Here is a 19,816-nt window from a genome sequence, read left to right on the forward strand (position 1 = left end):
ACAAGGTGCAAACAAATCATTTTCAATTCTGGCCAAAACGAGTACCCTATTCACTAACCATTCCTGAAACAACCATTTATGATAACCTCACTGTATCTGCTAAACGGTATCCTAATAAAGAAGCGATTCTTTATTATGGAGCAAAGATGACGTATAAAGAGTTACTTCATGAAGTCGATCAGACTGCAGCATTTCTTGAGCAGTTGCATGTAAAAGAGGGAGAAAATGTTCTTCTTTTCATGCAAAATTCAGCACAGTTCGTAATTAGCTACTATGCAATTTTAAGAGCTAACGCCGTCGTTGTCCCAATTAACCCAATGTTAACAGCAGAAGAGCTATCTTTTTATATTAAAGATTGCGAAATTAAAACTGCTATTGTGGGTCAGGAGTTATACGAGAAAGTAGAGCCTTTAGTGAACACAACAACTCTTACTAATGTGATTACGGCAGCCTATTCTCACTATGCTGGTAATGAAAGTGATATGCCTGCGGAAGTGGCTTTAGAGGCAAAAAGAGTAAATAAACCGAACCACTATACGTGGGAAGATGCGATTCATCATTCGTATGTACCTGGAAAATATGTACGAACCATCAATGATGTTGCGGTTATGCCATATACTTCTGGTACAACAGGTTTACCAAAAGGGTGTATCCATCCGAATCGAACGCTACAAGCAAATGCGGTAGGCGCCTCTCAGTGGATGAATATTACCGCGGATGGCATGCATCTTGTAACGCTTCCATTGTTTCACGTAACCGGAATGCTTCATAGTATGCATGCACCGATTTATAGCGGGGCACCAATGGTTATTATGACACGTTGGGATCGCAATTTGGCTGCGAAATACATTGAACAATACGAAGTTGCTAATTGGGTGAATATTAGTACAATGTTAATCGATTTTCTTTCGAATCCAAATATACCAAATTACTCCATTTCATCATTGAAAATACTTGCTGGGGGAGGCGCGCCCTTACCAGCTGCGGTTGGAGAGAAATTATACAACTTAACTGGATTACGATTTATTGAAGGATACGGGTTATCTGAAACGATTTCTCATACGCATTTCAACCCACCAGATTTTCCTAAACTTCAGTGTCTTGGTGTACCGTCGTTCGATGTAGATGCACGTGTCATCGATCCAAATACAATGAAGGAGCTCGGTCCTGGTGAGCCTGGCGAAATCGTTGTTAACGGTCCACAGGTGTTTGATGGCTATTACAATCGTGACGACGAAAACCGCAGTTCGTTCATTGAACTTGATGGAAAGTCTTTTTTCCGAACAGGAGATATTGGTCGCTATGATGAAGAGGGATACTTCTTTATGATTGATCGTGTGAAACGCATGGTCAACGCCTCAGGTTTTAAAGTTTGGCCAACAGAAGTAGAATCAATTTTATATAAGCATCCAGCTGTTCAACAAGCTTGTGTCGTTGGTGTACCGGACCCTAGGCGCGGCGAAACAGTGAAAGCTTTCGTCATTTTGAATGAAAATGATAAAGGAAAAGTTACAGAAGAAGAGATTATCGAATGGTCTAAAGAGCAGATGGCTGCTTATAAATACCCAAGAATGATTGAGTTCATGGACGCTTTTCCAACAACGAGTAGTGGTAAGATTTTATGGAGAAAGCTCCAGGATAACGAACGTCAAAAAGCAGAGAGAGTGAAGTAAGGTGGGGGAAACAGTCGAGACGGTTACTGGACCAATCGCGATTGGTCAGTTGGGGAAAACATTAGTTCACGAACATTTTGCTTTTGGTTATCCTGGATTTAGTGGCGATATTTCACTTGGTGCTTTTGATTTTCAGGAGGCGCTTCGAGTTGGGATTTCAGTAGCTGAAAGTGTTATGGCACACGGTGTGAAAACCGTTGTAGATCCAACACCAAATGAATGTGGGCGAAATCCAGAGCTTCTTCAGAAAATATCAACAGAGACTGGCCTTCAAATTATTTGTGCGACAGGTTACTACTATGAAGGAGAAGGAGCAACGCCTTATTTCAAGTTTAGGCAAGGTCTTGGTACGGCGGAAGAAGATATTTACGAAATGTTTATAAAAGAAATAACAGACGGCATTGGAACGACTGGAATTAAACCAGGCATTATCAAGTTAGCGTCCAGTAAAGATCAGATAACGGGTTATGAGAAGATGTTTTTTAAAGCGGCTGCTCGAGTTCATAAAGAAACAGGCATTTCAATACTTACCCATACTCAGGAAGGGACAATGGGTCCTGACCAAGCGAAGCTGCTTGTGGAAGATGGCGTAAATCCACAGTCCATTATCATCGGTCATATGTGTGGCAATACAGATGCCGCATACCATTTAAAAACATTAGAATGGGGAGTCAACATCGGGTTCGATCGTTTTGGGATACAGGGACTCGTTGGCGCGCCTTACGATAAAGAGCGTCTCATTACGTTAATTGGATTACTGAATAGCGGATATGAAAAACAAATTATGCTCTCACATGATACCGTTAACTACTGGATGGGACGTCCCCCTGTTCTACCGGAACAAGTTGAAAAAATCATGGCAAACTGGCAGCCGGTGTATCTTTTTGAAGAGATAATTCCTAAATTGAAGGTGGCGGGTATTTCGGATGAAACGATAGCTATTTTATTTGAAGAAAATCCGAAAAAGCTATTTTTATCAAAATCTAGTGTGAAAGCGTAAAAAAAGCGAGGGTTCTCCTCGCTTTTTTGCTTTAAATGTTTTGCGTTTCGTAAGGCTTTATTAATCGATAGAGCGTTTCCGTATAAGGAAGTTTCAACTCTACCTTTTCCGCAAGACGTAACGCACCACCTTGAAGGTGTTCAACTTCAAGGTTATTTTTTTTTCTTTTATCTTGATGCATTGACGATGTTGCTTCGTACGGTAGGGAGTGAAATGATTTCATACGACGATCGATATCTTCCTGATTAATGTGAACATCGTAGTAGGAAGCAAGAGTTTTGATTTCCATCATCACATTCTCAACAAGTTTGAGCGTTTCAGGTATAGCTCGAATGGTTCCTGTATGTATATCTCCAGCTGTGGTTATACCAGACATAGCTGAAATAAACATATACTTTTTCCACATTTCTTCTTCGATGGTAGAAGTTAATTGTGAGTTGAAATTCGCACGTTCATTTATTTCGTTTAATGTTGCGCAAATTTCTTTTTGTGATGGATGGAGTGGACCAAATATCAATTCATGGAGTTCGCTTGTATGATGGACATGCCCCCGGTTATCAAGTGTTGCAATAATATAAGATAATCCACCTAAAACGGCTTCTTCCCCAAGCTCTTCTTTTAGAATGGAAATATGTTCAATACCATTTAGAATGGGAAGTACCTTTGCTCCTTTTGCTACAAATTCTTTAAGTACTGGAATCGTTTCATCAAGGTGGTATCCTTTTACGCCTAACAATACTAAATTAGGTGCAGAAGCTTGAGAAGGATTTGTCAGAAGTGTAGGAGATGAGATTCTTGTGTCACCTTTTACACTTGTAACCTGTAATCCTTCACGCTCTATTTGCTTTTTTCTTCCTTCACGTACAAAAAATGATACGTTCGCACCGCTTTCTATCCATCGCGCTCCAAAATATGTACCAAGTGCACCTGCTCCAATGATAATGATATTCATAAACATCCTCCTTTTTCGAAATCGCTTTCTTTCTATTACTCTACTTATTTAGTGTCATAATTTCAAGAAGGCAGGAGATAAAAATATCGTCCAGAAATAGCTTAAATGAGGAAAAGATTGAAAGGAATGATAAATATGAAAACCTTATCAGAGCGACAGTATGAAAAAGCAAGTCAATTTATAGAGCTACATGCAAGACCGCTCGACCGAGAGTATTTCGAATACTGGAGAGGGAATGGAGACAAAGAGAGAGTTCTTCACGAACTTGAAGCTTTTCGAAATGAAGATGGTGGTTTTGGGAATCATATTGAGCCTGACTTTCGTTTGCAAGAATCATCTCCCTTAGCCACAACAGTAGCATTTCAATATCTCAGCCATCTTGGAGTAAACGCTGACCATCCGTTTATCGTTGACGGTACGAAGTATTTCCTAAAAACTTTTCGAGAGGATAGGAAAGGTTGGCAGACGGTACCTAATCTTGTGAATGATGTTCCGCATGCACCGTGGTGGCATGTATCGGAAAAGGAATCCCCCTATTCTGCTAATCCTGACGCTGAGATCGTTGGATATCTCCTCCACTATAACATGCACCATCATGTCACAAAAGAGATGTTAAATAAGGTAATGGATCATCTTAGTCAATTAAATGAATATGAAATTCATGAGGTGCAATGTTATCTACGCTTAGGAAGGCTAGCAGGCGTAGATGTCCAGCAAGAGATTCACAAGCAGATTGAAAAGAAATTATCATACATTGTGGATCGTCCAGAAAAATGGGATCAATATGGAGTTCAGCCTCTTTTCCTGGTGGACTCTGTCCAATCGCCTTTTGCTAGAGAACTCAATCAGGAGTTGAATGTGAATTTAGATTATTTAATTGAAAATCAGCGTGAGAATGGAAGCTGGGAACCAACCTGGTCATGGGGACAATTTGAAAATCATTGGGAAATTGCTAAAAAAGAATGGCAGGGAATACTAACTGTCCAAAACTTGATTACTTTATCTAAATTTGATCGTATCGACAGTTCGACTGTTTAGAAAAGAGGAAAGAAAGGGAACATAGTAGAGAGACATTGATTGAAAGGAGTTTTCTACTATGAAAGCAGTTGTAATCGAACAATATGGCGGTAAAGATGAGCTAGTTGAAAAAGAGGTGGCATCACCAACGCCGGACAAAAATCAGGTCGTGGTAACGAGCTATGCAACTTCAATTAACCCAATTGATTGGAAATTAAGAGAAGGTTATTTAAAAGAGATGCTTCCTTTTAACTTTCCTATTATTCTTGGGTGGGATATTGCTGGCGTGATTAAAGAAGTCGGTTCATCTGTTGAAGGGTTCAAAGAAGGCGACCGAGTATTTGCCAGACCGGCAACAACAGCAAATGGTACATATGCAGAGGAAGTTGTCGTAGATGATCATTTGCTTGCCCATATTCCTGATCGTATTTCTTATGAAGAAGCAGCATCTGTACCACTTGTAGGATTAACCGCGTGGCAATGTTTAATTGATTTTGCTGATATTCAAAAGGGTGAAAAAGTATTGATCCATGCTGGTGCTGGTGGTGTAGGAAGCTTTGCCATTCAGCTTGCAAAATATAAGGGTGCCTATGTAGCTACTACTGCAAGTGGTAAGAATGAAGATTATTTAAAATCACTTGGCGCTGACAAAGTTATTAATTATCGGGAGCAAGATTTCTCGGAAGAATTAGAAGAGTATGATGTCGTCCTTGATACAATGGGAGGAGACATACAAGAAAAAAGTTTTAATGTTTTGCGTGGTGGAGGTCGCCTTGTTTCAATCGTTGGTGAACCTGACCAGGAGAAAGCAAAAGAAAAAGGCGTTAGATCTGGGAATGTATGGCTTGAGCCAAATGGAGAGCAGTTGAAAGAGATCGCATCTTTGATGGAAAATGGTCATATTAAAGCAACGATTGGCCATCGTTTTCCGTTCAGTCAAGAAGGTATTCAAGAAGCACACGAGCTAAGCGAATCTCATCATGCAAAAGGAAAAATTGTAATTAATTTTAATAAGTAAACCGAAACAGTGGCTTAACTGCCGCTGTTTTATTTTGGTGTTTTGTAAAATTTCATATACCGTACTATATATAAAATAATTTAACAACAGTAACTAAAAACTATAAAGCAATCAAAAGAAAAAAGAAAAAACCGGAACAAATTTGTCCCGGTTTTCCTGTTAAAAGATAATATGTGCCATTACTACGATTATTGGTAGTGAAATAATCGTACGTTCTAGAAAAATAATAAATAAATCAATAAATCGAACAGGTACTTTAGAACCTAGCAATAAACCACCAACTTCAGACATATAGATGAGCTGGGAAACTGAAAGACTGGCAATTACAAAGCGGGTTAAATCACTTTCAATATCTGCACCGATAATCGCTGGTAAAAACATATCTGCAAATCCAATTACCATAGTTTGAGCTGCTTCAGCTGCTTCTGGTACTTGCATTAAATTAAGAATCGGAACGAATGGAGCACCAAGGTAACTAAATAGTGGCGTTGTTTCAGCAATAATTAAAGCAACTGTTCCAATAGCCATTACGATTGGGATTACGCCCATCCACATGTCGAGTACATTTTGAACGCCGCCTTTAATGACATTTGAAGCGCGATTATCTTCAGCAGTCTTTGTTGCTTGAAGGACGCCCCATTGAAAACGAGAGTGCCCCTCTGGGATCGTGTCATCCGGTGCTTCAGCCGCTGTTTCATAAGTAGTATCTGGCTTACGCGATAAAGGCGGTATTCTAGGCATAATAACCGCTGCTACAACGCCTGCTAGTACTATCGTTAAATAGTAGGGAATGAAATATTGCTCAAGCTTCATTTGTTGAAGTACGACAATACTAAACGTAATCGAAACAACTGAGAAGGTCGTTCCAATAACCGCTGCTTCACGTTTTGTATAATAGCCTTCTTCATACTGTTTGCTTGTTAATAATACACCAATCGTTCCATCGCCCATCCATGATGCAAGGCAATCAATCGAGGAGCGACCAGGGAGTGTGAAGATCGGTCTCATTATCTTTGTAAGAAGCGTACCGCAAAATTCTAACAGACCGAAATTTAAGAGCAGTGGTAAAAATAGCCCTGCAAATAAAAATACAGAAAAGAGAATAGGAATAAGATCATTTAATAACAAACCACCAGTGGCATCTGACCAAATCCATTCAGGACCAACCTGATAAAGAGTTAATATGGCAAAAATCATGCCCAGAACACGAGCGATTAACCAGACCCATGAAACTTGAAGAAGACTGGTGAGGAATGGACGATTTGTAATCCAATCAGGTTTTGTGATAACTGCATAGGCACTTAGTAAAGCAGTTATTGAAATAATGATCGTCATAAGAGCGGATAGAGAAAAAGGAATGGTTGTTCCAAATAAGCCTTGTAACCAACCAGCCATTTTCGCTATTGGAATGGTAACACCTTCATCATTGGGGATTGGAATCATGAATAAGAAAATACCAATGAGAGATGGAATTATGAATTTTAATAAACCTTCTGAAGTTACTTTTCTTTGATGAGTACTGTTCACGTAGTGTCACCTCTGTCGTTTCGCAACGGATTTTCTATCAAACTAAACGTATTTTTATAAAAACATAGTTATGAATATAACATATCAACTCCTTTTATGTAACATGAAAATACAAACTCTTGAATAAAAAAAGTGTTCAGAAAAAAGCGACCAATTGCATTATATCGTGAAATCGCTAACAATTAAAGAAGTTATTAGAGATGGAAAGTTATTAATAGTAAACAAACCGACTATTATCGAAGCAAATCACCTCAAGTTGTTATTCTGTTAGTTAAGGTTGATAAGTAAAGAAAAAAGGCAAGGATGTGGCATCCTTGCCTCTAGAATAAGTTTATTCTCATTTATTTTATCATCATCCATATTTATGCGTGTCTATGTGGATTCTCGAATTGATAAGATTCTTCAAAAGTTGAGCCAAAAAAGCATGAGGCACATTTACTGTATCCTTTTTGCCTTAAGTAAACAAGCAATTCTTGTTCGTGATTGGCTTCAGTTCGGTCTTTAATCGGAGTATCGGGTAAATGACATTCATCACCAGCGTAAGCTGTCCTATGGACAATTTGTTTTTGGTGGTCAATCATGTATTTTCCCATATATATTTATCATATCCCATCTCTAATAAGTTTCCCTTAGTGTAACATACTAATGATAACATTTATACATCCTAAACTTATTACTATACCCGAAATAGGATAATATTATTACTATTATTGTGTATTTTTTCTAAAAAATTTTTCCAGCTTTCATTCATATTCATATAATGCTATTCCGATAAAGTAAAAAGGAGTTATAGAAGAATAAATCAGTTAGGAGGATCTAAATGCATCCTATTATTAAAAAAGGAGATGTGAGCATCCGTTATCTAAAAGACGGAGATGAGAAATACCTTTTAAAGTGGTTAACAGATCCTGTGGTATTAACTTATTATGAAGGGAAAGATCGTCCGTATACGTACAAGAAAGTTTTAGAAGATTTCTTTTTAGATGACGATGAAACAAGATGCCTGGTGCTGTTTAAGAATACTCCAATTGGCTATATCCAATTTTATTTAATGATAGAGGTTGATGGAATCACTCTTCCTACAAGCACTTATGGTATGGATCAGTTTATAGGAGAAACGTCGTATTGGAATCAAGGCATTGGGAAAAATCTTGTTCAATCGGTCGTTTCTTATATTGAAACGACTTTAAAAGGATCTATGATTGTAATGGACCCACAAAAATGGAACGAAAGAGCGATTCGCTGTTATGAGCATGTTGGGTTTACAAAGGTAGGTGTTATTCCGAACCATGAATACCACGAAGGTAAGTGGAATGACTGTTTCTTAATGGTTAATGACTTTGCTACATATCGAATTCAGCCGCTCTCTTGTATGCATGAAAAACAAGTAACAAAATTCTTTACTGAATCGTGGGGAAGTTCAGAAATGGTCATCTCGACAGGTACATACAAACTTCACGAATTAGAGGGATTTGTAGCCTGCAGTTCAACTGGAAAAATAATTGGCGCTGTCACATTTAAGCGTCATGATCGTGTTATTGAAATTATTTCACTTGATAGTGTTTTAGAAAATCAGGGGATAGGCTCAAGATTAATTATGATGGTAGAGTTAATCGCAGTAGAATATCAATATCCGCTCATTAGAGTGATTACCACAAATGATAATATACGTGCTTTAAACTTCTATCAACGAAAAGGTTACCGATTAAAAGAAGTTATTCAAGGGGCAGTCGATCGCGCTCGACAAGCAAAGCCTGAAATTCCGCTAATTGGAGAGCAAAACATTCCAATTCATGATGAGCTGATTCTTTATAAAAAGCTTTCATCTTATTAAGTTGTTAGAAATGATTTCAAGGAATTTCGTTTCATCGTCTTCTTCACTCAATAGCTACGGCTTTCATGCTAAGGCAAGAAATCATGTAACGCATCAGGACATTCTTGTGTGGTTTCATAATAATCAAGCTGTTGATGGTTGTTATGCTATTAGCGAAGCACACGTCCTAAACAAAAATAGACAAACGATGTTTCATCCTTAGCAATGTCTACCGTTATCCGATGTTATGAACACTTGGAAGAGTTCCACACTCGTTATTTATAGTAAATAAACAAGCCCCTGACGAAAGTTTCGTCGGGGGCTTGTAAAGCGATTTATGCTTTTGTTACGTTAGCTGCTTGTGGTCCGCGGTTACCTTCTACGATTTCGAAGTTAACTTCTTGGCCTTCGTCAAGTGTTTTGAAACCTTCGCCGTTGATTGCAGAGAAGTGTACGAATACGTCGTCTCCACCTTCAACTTCGATGAAACCGAAACCTTTTTCAGCGTTGAACCATTTTACTTTACCGTTTTGCATAAAAAATTGCCTCCTAATGTACCTCATCGTACATAATTTAAAATTCACCATTTACCATTGTAATACGTTTACATTAAAAAACTGCAGCTTTTGGAAGAGGATTTAACTTTGTTACCCTCTTTCGAAGCTACAGCTAATTTAAATCCTAAATATATTAATAGTAAAATGGTTTAAATATATAATAGCACCGGCTCTTCTAAATTGCAAACCATTCTGGAAATTTATTTACCGATTTATCGGGCTGGAGCGCATTTTCTCTCGTTGCTGAATTGGAAGTACTGATCCAATAAGGGCTACCGCTGCTCCGCCAAATAAAATACCCTGAATACCTTCCTCAGCAAAAGAAATTAATAACAAAAAAATCACCAGGTCAAATAACGAGTCAAGTATAGATAGGAGTGAGATCGTTGTCGCTCTTACATGAGACGGAATAATGTTGTTGCTTAACTTGGAATAGATCGGATAGCGAATAGCACCAACCCACCTTAAAAACAATACTAGAAACAAGATTATCCATAGCTGATTTTGAAACAGAGCAGCCAACAACAGCCCGAAAGCGGAAAGAAGACCGGACGTGTACATTAAAACTGAATAAGAAAGATTTTTATTTAACATACCGATACTTCTTGAAGAAAAGAATGCGAGTAAAGCACCTACGGCGTAAACTGGTCCGATAAAGTAGACAGGAAGTCCGGAACCGATCATAAGAGGTTGGTCAAATTTCTGAAAAACCGCAACTGTTGGTATAAAGACGAGTGTAAGGTTCAAAAACATAACTAAAAGCCGCGGAGCTTGTTTTATCACTCGTACACCTTCTAAAACATTCTCGATCGAAGTTCCGGGTATATTCACTTTACCAGAAGGCTCCTGAATAAAGAACAAAAGAACGAATTCAACGATATAGGAGACCATGCTTAATAGAATCAGCAGCTGAAACTGTTCTTGTTCAAGGTCTCTTGCAAAAAATGAGCCAAACAGAACAGCGATCATCATAGCGATAAACCCTGCTGATTGGATTTTTCCCATAGCTTCATCCATTTTTTGCTGTTGATTATCTTTTTTTAATGACTCGTATATTAGCGCTTCGTCCGCTCCGGAGAAAAAAGTAACCGATAATCCGTTTAGAACGCTAAATAGCATAAACATTTCGAGGCTATTAGCAAGTAAAAGGATACCAATACTACTTAGTTTAATAATGGAACCTGTAAGAAATGACACTCGAGCACCATAACGATCTGCGAAAACACCTGTTGGAATTTCTCCTATTAAAACAGCGCCACTCCAGCATATTAAAAGAACAAGAATGTTTGCCTCACTTAATCCATTTTTTACATAAAATAATGTTAAAACGGGCTGTAAGAAACTAATCGTTCCAAAAAAGTGTACCCAGAACAATAGGGTCAGATTACGTGTTGATAAAGAAGACATGATCCTCCAACTTTCATTGTGAGTTCTGACAATGGAAAGACAGGAGGGAGTCATTTACATTAAAGCCATTCGTCCCTCCTGTGTATTGACATTAGCTCCAGAATTTTTAACATATTACCTTCTCCCTTCCACTAGTTAAGAGAAATTATAGCAAAACTATTCTCGTGACACGACTCATTTTTTGAAAAAAAGAATAAATCTAATTATTGTTCTACCTATCGTTTTAAGGTGCGATTGGATAACTGGAGGGAATGGAAATGAGGTTCATACGTAGCAACCTCCAAAATGAGATTATTAAATATTTTCTTTCTAATTACCATGCTATGTCAATCTTATTGTTATAGGGGATTGGTGGCTCACGAACTTACTGTTTTAGCCTATAACCGAGCAGGGTATGGGAAAAGTAAGTCTGTCCTGTTTTCTTTAGATAAAAGTATGGAAGAAGTTAATTCAAAATTAAACAAGTCTTTCTCCTTGTTCAGCTTACATAAAGGCCAAGCATGGAGGACAAAATATCCCCTATGTGCCCCAAGCTGATCATAAGAGGAATGGTTCTATTTTCGCATTTGAGCGAAATAGTGTTGCTGTGGTCGGACATCTTTTATAATGGACTTATACAAAAAAACAAAGGGGCGAGCGTAAATGACGATTCAAAACCCATCAAGGGAAGAGATTGGTAACATCCTAAAAACGAAGAAGCGAATTGCTGTTGTAGGTTTATCGAACAACCCTAATCGTACCTCTTTTATGGTATCTCAGGCGATGCAGGATGCGGGTTACAACATTATCCCAGTTAATCCAACGATTGATGATGCGCTTGGAGTAAAAGCGGTAGATTCTCTGAAAGAAATTGAAGGTCATGTTGATATCGTTAACGTCTTTAGACGAAGTGAGTTTCTTCCAGATATTATGGAAGATGCCGTTGATATTGGGGCGGATGTTTTCTGGGCCCAACTCGGCGTGATCAATGAAGAAGCGTATGAATATGGAAAGAAACATGATATTAAAGTCATCATGGATCGTTGCATTAAAGTTGAACATGCGATGACGAAATAAGAAAAGGGCGTTTAGAACGCCCTTTTTTTATTTAAGAAGATAACTCATTTTTAACTGAGCGTTAATCACTAATTGACCTGTTTGGATTTGAGTTGCTTGAACGTCACTAAACATCCGTGGGGAAGGCGACAATGAACTAAGCTCAATAATTTGATGTGGTGAATGTGGAAGGACAATGTTAATCGCTTGTGCAATTGTTTTAGCTTTTTCCTTTGCATCTTTAATCGCAATGGCTAAAGCTTTTTGGTAGGCGATCGTTGGATCTTTTAATTCAAAACGAATATCCGAGACTACGTTTGCTCCTGAGGCTACAGCTGCATCGATTGCCGCGCCAGTTCTGCTCACTGGTTCGACGTATACTTTAAGGAGATGCGTTACTTTGTAACCAAGAAAGATCTTCACGTTGTTTTCATAGCGTATGTTTTCTTCAATCCGATAATCGGTTGTTTGAATATTCTCTGATGGAATACCGAGAGAATGAAGAGACGATACAATGGAGGAAATGAGAGCAGCGTTTTCTTCTTGAGCTTCTGCTACTTGTTCTGAAGTTGTTGTAACTCCAGTAACAACGACCGCTCTATCCGGTGCAGCACTTACTTCTCCCGCTCCAAATACTGTAATGGTATGATCGCAAACACATTGATCATTGAACGTCATATTTGTCATTTTGCACACTACTTTCCAATAGTTTAAACAAATCATCCGGATTAAGAGGACAGAAAGAGTCTGTTTTGTTAAAATTTTAAGTAGTCGTAAGGATACGAAGGAGGAATTATGTTGCCAGAACAAATCATGTTAGAAAAGTATGCTGAACTTGCTCTTAAAAGAGGGGTTAATTTACAAAAAGATCAAATGCTTGTAATTAACTCCTCTATTGAAGGTGCAGAATTTACTCGAATCGTTGTAAAAAAAGCCTACGAAATAGGTGCGAAGACTGTACATATTAACTGGAGTGACGATGATCTTGACCGTTTATGGTATGAGAATGCCGCCCAAGATGTGCTTGGAAATGTCCCTGAATGGCGTGTGAAAATGTATGATCACTTTGCTGAAGAAGGCGCTGCTATTCTTTCAATCCGCTCCACCAATCCTGATTTATTAAAAGGGATTGCTTCATCACGTATTTCTGCTTCAAATAAAGCGAGTGGCGAAGCAATGAAAAATTTCCGTAAGTATACGATGAACGACAAGATCACATGGTCCATCGTTGCGATCCCAAATGGTGAATGGGCAAAGAAAATTTTCCCGGAATCATCAGAAGAGGATGCTGTTGAAAAGCTTTGGAACCAAATATTTACCATTACGCGTGTCGATCAAACAGATCCAATTGCAGCTTGGAATGATCACAACGCTACTCTTGCTAAAGCTAGAGGTGTTCTGAATGATCGAAACTATAAGAAACTTGCTTATAAGGCACCTGGTACTGATTTGGAAATTGAACTACCTGAAGGGCATATATGGAAAGGCGGATCTTCCATTTCCGAGCAGGGCATTGAATTTAATGCAAATATGCCAACCGAAGAAGTTTTTACATTACCACATAAATATGGGGTGAATGGTACGGTTTCTAGTACGAAACCATTAAGTTATGGCGGTAACTTAATCAATAACTTCTCATTAACATTTAAGGATGGTAAAGTTGTGGATTTTTCAGCGGAAGAAGGCTATGAAACGCTTGAAAATCTATTGAACATGGATGATGGTTCGCGGAGACTTGGTGAGATTGCGATCGTTCCGCACCAATCGCCTATCTCCCAATCAGGCCTTATTTTCTTTAATACGTTATACGACGAAAATGCTTCTTGTCATTTAGCACTTGGCAAAGCTTATCCGAGTAGTGTTAAAGGCGGAGCTGATATGGATGATGATGCATTGGATCGTCACGGTGTAAATAACAGCATCACACACGTTGATTTTATGATGGGTTCTGGAGAACTCAATATTGACGGCGTCAAAGCAGATGGGACGACGGAAGCGATTTTCCGAAACGGTAACTGGGCAATTAATGTCAAATAAGCAAAAATGCTCTCGCTGATTAGCGGGAGCATTTTTGTATCGTAACCTCTTATAAATTGCAAGTACTATCCAGTTCTTTCTATAATAGAGAAAAATAGTGAGTGGTGGTTTACGTGAGTGTTGAAAAGTTATCTGGTATACGTTTGAAGAATTATATCTCCTTTCGTAAGGATCCATTAGGTTTTTTATCAAAAACCCGTGATATAGCGGATTTCGTAGAGCTCGGTGCTTCTTCTTTTGTCGTGCATCAACCTGACGCAGTTAAACAAATCCTTGTTACGAATGCTGAATCTTTCCAGAAAGGGAGCTCTGCTTCGTTATTGAGCCAAACGATTGGGCGTGGGCTATTAACCTCAGAAGGCAAAACACATGCACGGCAGCGAAAAATGTTGATGCCTGCGTTTCATAAAGAGAAAATGACTCAATATATCTCAATCATCCTCGAAGAAACAAAACGGTTTATTGATGGGTGGGATGATGGAGAAGTCATTTGTATTAGCTCAGAAATGATGAGGTTAACGCTAAAAATTATTATGAAAGCCATGTTTGGTCAAGATATCTCAAAGAAAGAAAGTATCGAACTTGTCACAGCGGTGACCCATATTATCGAGAAATCTGCAGCTGACTTATTTCTCCCTTTCCCATCACCGGAGTTTGTGCCTACAAAGCGGAACAAACAATACAAATTAGGAAAAAACAGCTTAAATGAACTGGCAGATCAGCTAATTCAAAACACACCCAAAGGCGATCATTTACTTTCACTCCTTCAAGAATCAACGTATACTGACGGATCTCCTCTTTCGAGCGAAGAAGTGAGAAGTCAAATCTTAACAATGCTTATTGCCGGCCATGAAACAACTGCAAACGTGCTATCATGGATGTGGTATGAACTTTCCAAAAATGAGGAAATTGAACAGCAGCTTTTAAAGGAATGGAAAGTGGCAGGAGAATCAGGTATTCACCAACACGATCTTACACATCTGTTTTTTAAAGAGACGTTAAGACTCTATCCTGCAGCCTGGGTCATATTAAGAGAAGCGATTACACCAGTAGAACTAATGGGGTATCAATTTAAATCGGGGTCATCGTTTTTGATTAGTCCCTACGTTATGCATCGTAATCCCTCATTCTTTGAAAATCCAGAGCAGTTTTCCCTATACCGAATGAAAGAGAAGCATGCCCCATTTGCTTATTTCCCATTTGGTGGAGGTCCTCGAAGCTGTATCGGAAGTCAATTCGCTACTTATGAGGCTCAATTAATATTTTCAACAATAGGAAAAAGCTTTCATCTTCAACAACTGCACGATCGCCCTGTACAAGCAGAGCCACTGGTTTCCCTAAGGATCAAAGGTGGTCTCTTAATGAAAGTGCATAAACGAAAATAATAGGTGATAAGATGGATGAAATAATTAATGTGTCAGTACGACCGCTTGTTGAGTATGCATTACGAAGTGGAAGTATTGATCATCGTTTTCGAACAGCGACAACTATGACTGAAGGAACGCGACTTCATCAGATGGTTCAAAAAACGTATGGTGAATTAGATAAAAAGGAAGTGCCATTTGATACCAGGTTCCATTACGAAAAAATGACCTTTCATATCGAAGGACGGTGCGATGGTCTCCTAATGAACGGTGATCACTATATGATTGATGAAATTAAATCCACATCACTTCCGCTCTCTGATGTGAATGAACAGACACACCCCGTTTATTGGGCACAAGCGAAATGTTATGGGTATATGGCTGTTGAGAAATATAACCTTGATCAGATTACCATTCAATTAACGTATATTCAGTCAGAATCAAATGACATCATTCGATTCCAACATGATCTAACAGCAAGCGATCTACGAGCTTTCATGCTGCGCATGATTGAGCAATATGCCCCGTTTGCTAAGTGGAAGCAGAAACATACTATGTTGCGAAACGAAAGCTGTAAAGCTCTTTCGTTTCCTTTCGATACATACAGAGAAGGTCAGCGAAAGTTAGCAGGAAGCGTCTATAAAACGGTACAGGAGGAAGCAACGCTGTTTGCGATGGCGCCGACTGGGATTGGGAAAACGATCAGTACGCTATTTCCTGTTATGAAAGCCATAGGGGAAGGGTTTGGTAAAAAGATTTTCTACCTTACCGCGAAAACCATTACGAGGGAAACCGCACAGGAAGCTTTTCAACTTATGGAAGAGAAAGGCCTCCACACTTCTTCCGTAACCATTACAGCAAGAGATAAAATCTGTTTTAAAGAAAAAACAATCTGTCAAAAGGATTATTGTGAATTCGCCGATGGATATTACGATCGAATAAACGAAGGAATGCTTGATCTTTTGAACAATGAAACGCGTATTACCCGAAGCGTAGTTGAACAATATGCAGAGAAGCATCGATTATGTCCTTTTGAATTATCCCTTGATTTGTCTTATACAGCAGACGTGGTTATTTGTGATTATAATTATTTATTCGATCCTCGCGTTTCGCTAAAAAGGTTAATTGACGAACAAAAGAAGCAAACGACCGTACTAGTTGATGAAGCACATAATCTTGTAGATCGTGCGCGAGAAATGTATTCAGCAGAATTAACGAAATCCCCATTTCTGAACCTGAAGCGCGTTTATAAAAATCATAACAACGCCATTTCGGATGCTGCAGCTAAGCTTAATCGTACATTCCTGGATTATCGGAAATCGACTCAAAATGGATCTCTCGTTTTGTCAAAAGTGGATGAAGAAATTATTGTGCAACTGGATACGTTTGTACAAGAAAGTGAGAAAGAGTTGTTGCAACAAGGAGATGATGAGCTTCTTTTAGAAACGTACTTTTTAGCGCAAAACTTTATTCGGATTGCAAAGCTTTACGACGAACGCTTTATTACCTATGTGGAGGCAGGAACGTTAGAGGTGAAAATCAAGCTTTTTTGTTTTGATCCTTCTAATCTGCTTCAAAAAATGAGGAAAGGATTTCGAGCGAACGTTTTTTTCTCAGCAACTTTTAGTCCTTTTTCGTACTATCAAAATATGCTCGGTTGGAGAGAAGAGGATTATGCGGTACGAATTCCATCTCCATTTCCACGTGAGCATGCGGAAGTATTGATCGCCCCCCTGTCCACGAAATACCGGGACAGAGAACGAACGTTGCCATCACTTGTTTCCCTTCTTGAGAATGTTGTTGAAAGGAAGCCAGGGAATTACTTATTCTTTTTCCCCTCATATGGATACATGGAAGAAGTATATAGCGCATTTACCGCTCCCGCTCAATCAGAAACGTTGATACAAAAAAGCGGCATGACAGAAGAAGAGCGAGAAGGTTTTTTAAGCGAGTTTTCGTCTGATCGTGAGACAAGCTTAGTAGGGTTTGCTGTAGTGGGTGGAATTTTTTCTGAGGGAATTGATTTAAAAGGCGAGCGTTTAACAGGTGTGGTGGTGGTCGGGGTTGGATTGCCAAACTTTGATACCGAACGCCAATTAATGAAAAACTACTTTGATCAAGATGGGAAAAATGGTTTCGAGTATACGTACGTATATCCTGGCATGAATCGTGTGCTCCAAGCAGGGGGACGGCTCATTCGTACTGAATCGGATCATGGTCTATTACTCCTAGTTGATAATCGCTATTTAGAAAAACGATATCAACAATTACTACCTTATGAATGGCAACATTACAAAGTCTTGAAGGAGCCTTCTATGTTTCTTCAATGATGTACAAAAGTGATAAAAGCCTAGGAGTAGAGTACAAAACACTAGGAAAAATTTATGATAATGTAAAAGTTGTTTTAAGACCTGCTGGAAAAGTAGTAACCGTCCAAAGAAATAAAGAGAATATTTGGCGACTATGATTTAATAGAGTTATTTGAATGTAAATCTGATTATTTTACGAGAAAGAACAAGGGTATTGATGAGCATGCCGTTCAAATTGAACGGCATGCTATTTTATTATGTTCATGATTTACATCCCTGTAACTATTTAATTATTTTAAAATAATTAAATATTAGAAATATAAGACCGAATAGTAGTTATATTGACGATTTATAAACTCTTTTTGACTTTATTAAAATATTAAAATATTATAGTAAAGGAATAAGGGAGGTAGTAACATGTCATCAATGAATAAACAGAAAATTGTGGATAGCGTACCTCAAAAAGGGTTCTTTGGACATCCGAAGGGATTATTCACTTTATTCTTCACGGAATTTTGGGAGCGCTTTTCCTATTATGGAATGCGCGCCATTCTCGTATTCTATATGTACTATGAGGTTTCAAAAGGCGGTCTGGGTCTAGAGCAAAACACAGCTTTAGCCATCATGTCGATTTATGGTTCACTTGTATATATGTCCGGAGTAATCGGAGGCTGGTTGGCAGATAGAATATTCGGAACGTCGAAAGCTGTCTTCTACGGTGGAATCTTCATCATGTTTGGTCATATCGCTTTATCATTTCCAGGTAGTTTAGCCATGTTCTTTGTTTCCATGGTATTGATCGTTGTCGGAACAGGATTATTAAAACCGAATGTTTCCACTGTTGTCGGTGAAATGTACAGCGAAGGTGACACGCGCCGTGATGCAGCTTTCAGTATATTCTATATGGGGATTAACCTTGGTGCATTCATAGCACCACTAATCGTTGGTAAACTTATGGAAACAAAAGGATTTCATTGGGGATTTGCGGTTGCGGCCATCGGTATGTTTTTAGGTCTTGTTGTATTCCTGATCACAAAGAAAAAGAATCTTGGGCTTGCTGGTACTTATGTTCCAAACCCGCTTGGACCAGTTGAGAAGAAGAAATATGGATTAATTGCAGGATTAGTTGTTGTTGGTCTTACTATCATTTTAGGTATTACAATTCCTGCAGGCTTATTTACATTAAACGTATTTATTAATTTAGTAGGTATCTTCGGGATTGTTGTTCCGACCATATACTTTATCGTAATGTACTATAGTCCGAAAACAACACAAACGGAACGTTCTAGAGTCATCGCTTATATTCCATTATTTATTGCAGCGGTTATGTTCTGGGCAATTCAAGAACAGGGTTCAACCATCCTTGCAGTTTACGCAGATAAGCGAACTGAACTGGAATTCATGGGAATTAGTATATCTCCAGCTTGGTTCCAATCGTTAAACCCGTTATTTATCATTCTATTAGCTCCAGTGTTTGCTTGGATGTGGATGAAACTTGGTCATCGTCAGCCATCAATCCCGAAGAAGTTTTCGTTCGGTCTATTGTTTGCTGGTTTATCATTCTTAGTGATACTACTGCCTGCCTACTTCGGTGGAGAAGATTCACTAGTAAGTCCATTATGGCTTGTACTTAGCTATTTGATTGTTGTACTTGGTGAACTATGCTTATCACCTGTAGGTCTTTCGGCCACAACCAAATTAGCTCCAAAAGCTTTCTCTGCTCAAACGATGAGTCTTTGGTTCTTAGCTTCAGCTGCCGCACAGGCGTTGAATGCACAACTTGTTCGTTTCTATACACCAGAAACAGAAACGCTGTACTTCGGGGCAATCGGTGGTATGGCAATCGTATTGAGTATTGCTCTATTCCTGCTTTCACCTAAAATTCAGGTATTGATGAAAGGTGTAAAATAATTGATTAACCCTCTGAATGTTTTCAGAGGGTTTTTATATACTTGAAGGGTAACTACCTGGAAGTTTAGGCTTCTGTTTTATTTTCGTTATTAGAATTCTAGCCCGTTTTGGTAGCTAAATTACACTTGTTTTCGACACCCGAAGTTACAGCTACGATAAAAGAGTATCAAATCGACCTTCAATTTGATAGGCAATT

General features: G+C 38.7%; 16 protein-coding genes. 10 read left to right on the forward strand and 6 right to left on the reverse strand.

What is annotated here, in order from left to right; translation table 11 throughout:
* The first annotated feature begins 5 nt into the window (after positions 1-5).
* Both PQ578_RS15425 and PQ578_RS15430 read left to right on the forward strand, forming a co-directional pair.
* The gene (locus tag PQ578_RS15425; RefSeq protein WP_273835265.1) at positions 6-1,673 is read left to right on the forward strand and encodes a long-chain fatty acid--CoA ligase; all 1,668 of its coding nucleotides are present in this window, start codon (positions 6-8) and stop codon (positions 1,671-1,673) included.
* 1 nt (position 1,674) lies between these two features.
* Complete coding sequence (locus tag PQ578_RS15430) at positions 1,675-2,673, forward strand: phosphotriesterase family protein (RefSeq protein WP_273835267.1); 999 nt, start codon at positions 1,675-1,677, stop codon at positions 2,671-2,673.
* Positions 2,674-2,704: 31 nt separating this feature from the next.
* Here the strand turns inward: PQ578_RS15430 and PQ578_RS15435 are convergent, their stop codons facing one another.
* Positions 2,705-3,625 (reverse strand): ketopantoate reductase family protein, encoded by a 921-nt coding sequence (locus tag PQ578_RS15435; RefSeq protein ID WP_273835268.1) that lies wholly within the window; start codon positions 3,623-3,625, stop codon positions 2,705-2,707.
* A 135-nt stretch (positions 3,626-3,760) separates the two neighbouring features.
* Here PQ578_RS15435 and PQ578_RS15440 point away from each other — a divergent pair, with 135 nt between their 5' ends.
* Both PQ578_RS15440 and PQ578_RS15445 read left to right on the forward strand, forming a co-directional pair.
* Positions 3,761-4,663, forward strand: a complete 903-nt coding sequence (locus PQ578_RS15440; protein ID WP_273835270.1) for a hypothetical protein — start codon at positions 3,761-3,763, stop codon at positions 4,661-4,663.
* Between the two features lie 58 nt (positions 4,664-4,721).
* Complete coding sequence (locus PQ578_RS15445; protein WP_273835272.1) at positions 4,722-5,660, forward strand: NADP-dependent oxidoreductase; 939 nt, start codon at positions 4,722-4,724, stop codon at positions 5,658-5,660.
* Positions 5,661-5,819: 159 nt separating this feature from the next.
* Here PQ578_RS15445 and PQ578_RS15450 read toward each other — a convergent pair whose 3' ends face one another.
* The gene (locus PQ578_RS15450; RefSeq protein WP_420541563.1) at positions 5,820-7,187 is read right to left on the reverse strand and encodes a YjiH family protein; all 1,368 of its coding nucleotides are present in this window, start codon (positions 7,185-7,187) and stop codon (positions 5,820-5,822) included.
* 362 nt (positions 7,188-7,549) lie between these two features.
* Positions 7,550-7,768 carry a hypothetical protein gene (locus tag PQ578_RS15455; RefSeq protein ID WP_160919640.1) on the reverse strand — a complete coding sequence of 73 codons (219 nt, stop codon included), beginning with the start codon at positions 7,766-7,768 and terminating at the stop codon, positions 7,550-7,552.
* A 239-nt stretch (positions 7,769-8,007) separates the two neighbouring features.
* Here PQ578_RS15455 and PQ578_RS15460 point away from each other — a divergent pair, with 239 nt between their 5' ends.
* Positions 8,008-9,021: a GNAT family N-acetyltransferase gene (locus PQ578_RS15460; protein WP_273835275.1), complete on the forward strand. Its 1,014-nt coding sequence runs from the start codon at positions 8,008-8,010 to the stop codon at positions 9,019-9,021.
* A 314-nt stretch (positions 9,022-9,335) separates the two neighbouring features.
* Here the strand turns inward: PQ578_RS15460 and cspD are convergent, their stop codons facing one another.
* Together cspD and PQ578_RS15470 are read right to left on the reverse strand one after the other, a co-directional pair.
* Positions 9,336-9,536, reverse strand: coding sequence for a cold-shock protein CspD (gene cspD / locus PQ578_RS15465; protein ID WP_048309367.1), 201 nt, complete (start codon positions 9,534-9,536; stop codon positions 9,336-9,338).
* A gap of 225 nt (positions 9,537-9,761) precedes the next feature.
* Entirely contained in the window at positions 9,762-10,964 is a 1,203-nt protein-coding gene (locus PQ578_RS15470) for an MFS transporter (protein WP_273835276.1), read from the reverse strand.
* A 642-nt stretch (positions 10,965-11,606) separates the two neighbouring features.
* Between PQ578_RS15470 and PQ578_RS15475 the strand changes: the two genes are divergently transcribed.
* Positions 11,607-12,020, forward strand: a complete 414-nt coding sequence (locus PQ578_RS15475; protein WP_273835277.1) for a CoA-binding protein — start codon at positions 11,607-11,609, stop codon at positions 12,018-12,020.
* 27 nt (positions 12,021-12,047) lie between these two features.
* Here PQ578_RS15475 and PQ578_RS15480 read toward each other — a convergent pair whose 3' ends face one another.
* Entirely contained in the window at positions 12,048-12,686 is a 639-nt protein-coding gene (locus PQ578_RS15480) for an SIMPL domain-containing protein (protein WP_273835279.1), read from the reverse strand.
* A gap of 108 nt (positions 12,687-12,794) precedes the next feature.
* On the opposite strand from PQ578_RS15480, the gene PQ578_RS15485 reads away from it, so the two are divergent.
* From PQ578_RS15485 to PQ578_RS15500, 4 genes are all read left to right on the forward strand, one after another.
* Entirely contained in the window at positions 12,795-14,036 is a 1,242-nt protein-coding gene (locus tag PQ578_RS15485; RefSeq protein WP_273835281.1) for an aminopeptidase, read from the forward strand.
* Between the two features lie 113 nt (positions 14,037-14,149).
* Positions 14,150-15,421, forward strand: coding sequence for a cytochrome P450 (locus PQ578_RS15490; protein WP_273835283.1), 1,272 nt, complete (start codon positions 14,150-14,152; stop codon positions 15,419-15,421).
* Between the two features lie 11 nt (positions 15,422-15,432).
* On the forward strand, positions 15,433-17,730 hold the full coding sequence (locus PQ578_RS15495; protein ID WP_273835284.1) for an ATP-dependent DNA helicase: 2,298 nt from the start codon (positions 15,433-15,435) through the stop codon (positions 17,728-17,730).
* A gap of 396 nt (positions 17,731-18,126) precedes the next feature.
* Complete coding sequence (locus tag PQ578_RS15500) at positions 18,127-19,620, forward strand: peptide MFS transporter (protein ID WP_273835286.1); 1,494 nt, start codon at positions 18,127-18,129, stop codon at positions 19,618-19,620.
* The last annotated feature ends 196 nt before the right edge of the window (positions 19,621-19,816 follow it).

Source organism: Guptibacillus sedimenti, assembly GCF_028610665.1.
Taxonomy (GTDB): domain Bacteria; phylum Bacillota; class Bacilli; order Bacillales; family Guptibacillaceae; genus Guptibacillus; species Guptibacillus sedimenti.

Excerpts from the sequence above, each read along its gene's own strand:
- PQ578_RS15435 (WP_273835268.1), bottom strand. The coding sequence starts at position 3,625 with ATGAATATCATTATCATTGGAGCAGGTGCACTTGGTACATATTTTGGA.
- PQ578_RS15440 (WP_273835270.1), top strand. The coding sequence starts at position 3,761 with ATGAAAACCTTATCAGAGCGACAGTATGAAAAAGCAAGTCAATTTATA.
- PQ578_RS15445 (WP_273835272.1), top strand. The coding sequence starts at position 4,722 with ATGAAAGCAGTTGTAATCGAACAATATGGCGGTAAAGATGAGCTAGTT.
- PQ578_RS15455 (WP_160919640.1), bottom strand. The coding sequence starts at position 7,768 with ATGATTGACCACCAAAAACAAATTGTCCATAGGACAGCTTACGCTGGT.
- PQ578_RS15460 (WP_273835275.1), top strand. The coding sequence starts at position 8,008 with ATGCATCCTATTATTAAAAAAGGAGATGTGAGCATCCGTTATCTAAAA.
- cspD (WP_048309367.1), bottom strand. The coding sequence starts at position 9,536 with ATGCAAAACGGTAAAGTAAAATGGTTCAACGCTGAAAAAGGTTTCGGT.
- PQ578_RS15470 (WP_273835276.1), bottom strand. The coding sequence starts at position 10,964 with ATGTCTTCTTTATCAACACGTAATCTGACCCTATTGTTCTGGGTACAC.
- PQ578_RS15475 (WP_273835277.1), top strand. The coding sequence starts at position 11,607 with ATGACGATTCAAAACCCATCAAGGGAAGAGATTGGTAACATCCTAAAA.
- PQ578_RS15480 (WP_273835279.1), bottom strand. The coding sequence starts at position 12,686 with ATGACAAATATGACGTTCAATGATCAATGTGTTTGCGATCATACCATT.
- PQ578_RS15485 (WP_273835281.1), top strand. The coding sequence starts at position 12,795 with ATGTTGCCAGAACAAATCATGTTAGAAAAGTATGCTGAACTTGCTCTT.
- PQ578_RS15495 (WP_273835284.1), top strand. The coding sequence starts at position 15,433 with ATGGATGAAATAATTAATGTGTCAGTACGACCGCTTGTTGAGTATGCA.
- PQ578_RS15500 (WP_273835286.1), top strand. The coding sequence starts at position 18,127 with ATGTCATCAATGAATAAACAGAAAATTGTGGATAGCGTACCTCAAAAA.